This window comes from Mesorhizobium sp. M7A.F.Ca.US.006.04.2.1 (assembly GCF_004022915.1).
GTDB lineage: Bacteria > Pseudomonadota > Alphaproteobacteria > Rhizobiales > Rhizobiaceae > Mesorhizobium > Mesorhizobium ciceri.
In genome coordinates, this window is the sequence record NZ_RZQA01000429.1 from 1 (window position 1) to 5,398 (window position 5,398).

General features: G+C 61.4%; 7 protein-coding genes. 4 read left to right on the forward strand and 3 right to left on the reverse strand.

Translation table 11 applies throughout. The features are described 5' to 3' along the window. A partial coding sequence (locus tag EN925_RS21530; RefSeq protein ID WP_128336893.1) for an alpha/beta hydrolase occupies positions 1 to 786 on the reverse strand: 786 nt, incomplete at its 3' end. A gap of 467 nt (positions 787 to 1,253) precedes the next feature. On the opposite strand from EN925_RS21530, the gene ilvA reads away from it, so the two are divergent. Beyond that, the gene (ilvA, locus tag EN925_RS21535) at positions 1,254 to 2,510 is read left to right on the forward strand and encodes a threonine ammonia-lyase IlvA (RefSeq protein ID WP_128336894.1); all 1,257 of its coding nucleotides are present in this window, start codon (positions 1,254 to 1,256) and stop codon (positions 2,508 to 2,510) included. An 8-nt stretch (positions 2,511 to 2,518) separates the two neighbouring features. Beyond that, the gene (locus EN925_RS21540) at positions 2,519 to 3,079 is read left to right on the forward strand and encodes a DUF1697 domain-containing protein (RefSeq protein ID WP_127369806.1); all 561 of its coding nucleotides are present in this window, start codon (positions 2,519 to 2,521) and stop codon (positions 3,077 to 3,079) included. Between the two features lie 8 nt (positions 3,080 to 3,087). Here EN925_RS21540 and EN925_RS21545 read toward each other — a convergent pair whose 3' ends face one another. After that, entirely contained in the window at positions 3,088 to 3,378 is a 291-nt protein-coding gene (locus EN925_RS21545; protein WP_027160411.1) for a DUF2218 domain-containing protein, read from the reverse strand. Positions 3,379 to 3,524: 146 nt separating this feature from the next. Continuing rightward, the gene (gloA, locus tag EN925_RS21550; protein ID WP_063172309.1) at positions 3,525 to 3,965 is read right to left on the reverse strand and encodes a lactoylglutathione lyase; all 441 of its coding nucleotides are present in this window, start codon (positions 3,963 to 3,965) and stop codon (positions 3,525 to 3,527) included. A gap of 238 nt (positions 3,966 to 4,203) precedes the next feature. Here gloA and EN925_RS21555 point away from each other — a divergent pair, with 238 nt between their 5' ends. Both EN925_RS21555 and EN925_RS21560 read left to right on the forward strand, forming a co-directional pair. Beyond that, positions 4,204 to 4,779: a cold-shock protein gene (locus tag EN925_RS21555; protein ID WP_174564974.1), complete on the forward strand. Its 576-nt coding sequence runs from the start codon at positions 4,204 to 4,206 to the stop codon at positions 4,777 to 4,779. 24 nt (positions 4,780 to 4,803) lie between these two features. Continuing rightward, a complete protein-coding gene (locus tag EN925_RS21560; protein WP_027160409.1) occupies positions 4,804 to 5,364 on the forward strand; it encodes a DUF192 domain-containing protein in 561 nt (186 codons plus the stop codon). Positions 5,365 to 5,398: the final 34 nt, after the last annotated feature.

Below are 5,398 nucleotides of genomic sequence, written 5' to 3' on the forward strand. Positions count from 1 at the left end.
GTCGGGCTTGCCATAGCGCCGCATCTGGCTCTTGAACACGTCGACATCGATGTCGGGCGAGGCCAGCACCACGTCGCCGAGCTTACCGCCGAGATCGCGATCGCCGGTGATGGCCATCTGGCGCAGCGTTTCCATGGTGACCCAGGTTCCGAGCGAATGTGCGACGATGTCGATGCGCCGCGCGCCGGACTGCTCCAGCATCCTGAGCGTCACCTCCAACTGGTCGCGGGCAGCGCTGGCGCTTTCCTTGTCATAGACATAGTCGGTGGTCCTGGCGCCCGATGCCCAGGAAAACAGCACTGGCGTGCCGGGATAGCCGGAATCATGGACGATCTGGGTCAGGCGATAGACGGCGGCATCGAAGCCGGTGTTGTAGCCATGCACGAAGACCATGACGCGGCCGCCGCGCGCCGCGATGTCGGCGTTGAGCGCGCTGGAGAATTTCGGCTGCGTGTCGTAGCCGACGACCTCGGAAGCCATGAAATATTTGGCCGGGTCGTCCGACTTGCCGCGCGAGCGGCGCTCGATCTGGCCGGTCTTGTGAAGCCCCGGAACGGTGACGTTGACGCGGGCATAGTTCAGCGTCGCCGACCGTTCGCCGTCGAAAACCTTGTTGGGATCGTCGGATTTCTTGCGCGTCGTGGCGATGAAGATCGAGTGGTTGCCGGCGATCTCCGTCACCGGCGCCGACACCATGGCGCTGCCAAGCAATTCCTGTGTTTGCTGGCCGGCGCAGCCGGCGACGAACAAGGCCAGGACAACGGTAAAAATCTTCTTCAAAGGCACGCCTGAATTTCCAACTCCGGCCGAAAGGCCTGTCTATCCTCACGATACCTCCCGGACAGGCAGAGTGCGGCAGAACTAAGTCCTGTCGAGTCGAAATGTGATCGGCGCCCCGCTGCGGCCATCGCAGTGTTGCGCGAAAGCCAAAATGGCGGGAAACGGCTGCGTGATGTGCGCAATGAGCGGCGTCGCCGCCGGCCCTCCAATCCCCGCAGAGATAGCGATTTCATACCGCCCGATGCGAGGGGGTATGAGAATGCACCCGCAAGTAGCTGAAAATATTTCGCAAAATTTCCGCCCGGAAGGACGTAAATGATGGACGATGGCGCTGGGGAGCCGGATATGTGATAGGCGGGCTCGCGCCGCACCTGGTCATGGCGCTCAACAACCGAACGTTCGCGACCCGATTAATGATAGAGATCCGCGGACAGCATGCAACGCAAGGTGATTTTCCCCAGGGGTGGTTTCCGATGAACAGTTTCTCTTCCCGCGTTGCTGCCGCTGCCGCCGCGATCCGCCAGATCTTCCCTGAAACGCCGCTACAGGAAAACGACTATCTGTCGAAAAAGACCGGTGCGCGGGTGCTGTTGAAGCGCGAGGATCTGTCGCCGGTCCGCTCCTACAAGATCCGCGGCGCCTTCAATTTCTTCCGCAAGACACTGGCGGCCGGCAACGAGGCCGAACTGTTCGTCTGCGCGTCCGCCGGCAACCACGCGCAGGGCTTTGCTTTCGTCTGCCGCCATTTCGGCAGGCGAGGCGTCGTGTTCATGCCGGTGACGACGCCGCAGCAGAAGATCGACAAGACCAGGCTGTTCGGCGGCGATTTCATCGAGATCAGACTGGTCGGCGATTTCTTCGACGATTGCTATCGCGCTGCCCTGGAATTCACCGACAGTTCCGGCGCCCATATGGTGCCGCCTTTCGATCACAAGGACATCATCGAGGGCCAGGCAACCGTCGCCTACGAGATCGCGGACCAGATGCCGGGCGCCCGCATGCCCGATATCGTCATGCTGCCGGTCGGCGGTGGCGGACTTGCCGCGGGCGTCACCCACTATTTCGCCGATCAGGGCAGGGAAGCACGCTTCGTCTTCTGCGAACCGGCAGGCGCGCCGAGCCTGCGCGAGAGCCTCGCGGCGGGGAAACGGCTCAAGCTCGCCAAGGGCGATAATTTCGTCGATGGCGCCGCGGTGGCCGAGATCGGCCCCGAGCCGTTGCGTCATCTCAAGGATTTTTCGGCCGACACGGTGCGGCTAATCCCGGAAAATAGGCTCTGCGCCACCATGATCGAGATGCTCAACGTCGAAGGCGTCGTGCTGGAGCCGGCTGGCGCGTTGGCGATCGATGCGCTCAAGGATTTCTCCAAGAAGGAGATCAGGGGCAAGACAATCGTCGCCGTGGTTTCGGGCGGCAATTTCGATTTCGAGCGGCTTCCGGACGTCAAGGAACGGGCGTTGCGCTTCGAGGGTTTGAAGAAATACTTCATCATCCGTTTTCCGCAGCGGCCGGGCGCGCTGCGCGATTTCCTCGAACTGCTCGGACCCGACGACGACATCGCCCGTTTCGAATATCTGAAGAAATCGGCGCGCAATTTTGGTTCGGTGCTGATCGGCATCGAAACCAGGGACCGTCGCAATTTCGATCTGCTCAAGGCGAAGTTCGAGGCCGAGGGCGTCCAGTATCAGGACATCACCGACAACGAGACACTGGCCGGGTTCATCATATGAGCGATCGAATGATTGATCCGGGAAAAGTCTTCGTCGCGCTGTTTTCGGGCATCAATGTCGGCGGCAACCGCATCGTCAAGATGGCGGAGCTGCGGTCGTTCTTCGAGGGCCTCGGCTTTTCCGACGTCGCCACCTACGTGCAGAGCGGCAATGCCGTGTTCCGGGCGAAGAAAGGCGACGCGGCGGCACTGGCGAACCTGCTCGAAGCAGCCTTCGAGACGAAATGGGGGTTCCATTCGCGCATCGTGGTGCGCGATCTCTCCTGGTTCGAGAAGCTGGTGCGCGAAAATCCCTATCCGGAAATTGCCGCGGACCACACGAAGCTGCACGCCTATGTGCTGGAACGCGAGCCGACCGCCGATGAGGTGGCGCGGCTGACCGAAAAGTGCACCGGCCCCGAACGCTTCGCGATCAAGGGCGATGTGCTCTACCTCAGCGCACCGAATGGGCTGGGCAAATCGGTGTTTGCCGGGCTGATCCCGCGCACGCTGAAAGTGCCGGGTACCGCGCGCAATTGGCGCTCGGTGCAGGCGCTGCTGGAGATGGCCGCACACGCCGGTGAGAAGTAGTTGGCCGGCTAGGCGGAAGTTGGTTTCCAGTCGAAGGTCAGTTCTTCGCGGAAAGCAAAGCGCTTGATGTGATCGGCGACAACGCTTTCCAGGCGCTCGATCGATCCTGCTTCGTCAGTCGACACCGTGACATGCAGCGCTGCGGCATCGGCAGCCATGACGGTACGGCCCATTGAGAGATCGATGGTGCCATGGGTGGGATCGAACTCGACCGGGAATTTGTGTGCCCAGTGCTTGCACAACTGCTGCAGGTAGCGGCTGGCATGTTCGGTGGCGACGTCGGCATGGCTGGTCGGCATGAATTCTCCTGGGCAAGCGCCTTTTGCATGGCTGGGCGCCGGCCCAAGCCTGGCGCCTCAGCCAGACAGATAGGCGCCGCCCCTGAAAAACCAAACGGTAGCGGGGCCGTCAGCCTGGCATTGTCCGCTCAAGACAGCGTGATCGGCTACCAGCTTCCGGTGTTCGCCATCGAAGCCCAAGGCTCGGCCTTGGCCTTGGCCGGGCCTTTCTGCAAAAGCTCGATCGAGATGCCGTCCGGCGACTTGACGAAAGCCATGTTGCCGTCGCGCGGCGGCCGGTTGATGGTGACGCCATTGTCCATCAGATGCTGGCAGGTGGCGTAGATGTCGTCGACCTCATAAGCGAGGTGGCCGAAATTGCGCCCGCCCTTGTAGTCTTCGGGATCCCAATTGTAGGTCAGTTCGACCAGCGGTGCCTTTTCATTGATGCCGCTCTCCTCGTCTTCCGGTGCGGCGAGGAAGATCAGCGTGAAGCGGCCCTGCTCGTTTTCGTAGCGGCGCACTTCCTTGAGGCCGAGCTTATTGCAGTAGAAGTCGAGCGAGGCATCGACGTCGGCGACACGGATCATGGTGTGCAGATAGCGCATGTGATTTCCTCGATAAATTGCGTTGCGGCGCAACATAGGGTCGGCCCTGTCAAAGGGCAATCGTGCGGCGGTGCGCAATGCCGGCAAAGAACAAATCCGGTATTGCCCCAATGAACCGTGAAAAAAGGCACGGCAGGTCTTGCACACACCGGAAGCCGCAGTGTTAAACTGTTGGCAAGAATCAGTTGCGGTGTTCTTGAAAAGAGGGGGCATTCTTATGGGGGAAAAGGCCTCTTTCATGGGGCGGGACGGAACCCTTGGCGACGCATTGCAGCGTGACGAAGGCGGCGACGCTTCTGATCTGCTCGAAGTAGCCGGCGCCATCAAGTGGTTCGATGTGGCCAAGGGTTATGGTTTCATCCTCCCGGATGACGGCATCTCGGGCGACATCCTCCTCCATGTGACATGTCTTCGAAGAGACGGCTTTCAGACGGCCCTGGAAGGCGCGCGTGTGGTCTGCCTCGTCAAGCATGGCGAGCGCGGATTGCAGGCCTTCCGTGTGCTCTCCATGGATGTCACCACCGCGGTCCACCCGGCCGAGATGCAGGAGCAGCGCACCCATGTCGCGGTGACGCCGGAGAGCGGTCTCGAACGCGCCTTGGTGAAATGGTTCAACCGCACCAAGGGGTTTGGTTTTCTCACCCGCGGCGAGGGTACCGAGGATATCTTCGTCCATATGGAGACCTTGCGCCGTTACGGTATCACCGAGCTTCGGCCCGGACAGGTCGTGCTGGTTCGTTTCGGGCGCGGCGACAAAGGCCTTATGGCCGCCGAAATTCACCCCGATATGGGGACCTTGCCGGTCTCGCACTAAGGCGTTTCCGGCCGAGGATCTCGAATGGCTTACAGGAACTGGCTGACCGCGGGCGCGATGTGCGCGATTGCCTTCATCGCCGCCGCCGGTGGTTACTTCTATTCCGAAAAGCCGACCTCGGCGGACAGCCGGGCAATGATCCTTCCGGCCGATCCGGCGCCATTGGTCGTGGTGACGAAAGGCGGTGATCGCTCTTTCTCCATCGAAGTCGCCGACACCGCCGCGGAGCGCGAGGCTGGCTTGATGTATCGCCAGGATATGGCGGACAACCACGGCATGCTGTTCGTCTTCGAGGTCCAGCAGCAGGTTGGCTTCTGGATGCACAACACCCCGATGCCGCTTGATCTGATTTTTGTCGGCCAGGATGGCAAGATCCGGGCGGTCAAGCACGGCGAGCCGCAATCAGACGCCGTCATTTCGCCTGGTGTACCGGTGCGTTTCGTGCTTGAGCTCAAGGCAGGCACTGCCGCCAGGAACGGCATCGAGTATGGCGACCTTTTGCGCCATCCGGCGGTGGGCACGGTGTCCGGCCCCGGCATGCCACCAGCCGACAATGGCGATGCACCCAATGGCGGTGGCGGTTGAGCACACAGGCGGGATCGCAGATGCAGTCTTTCAC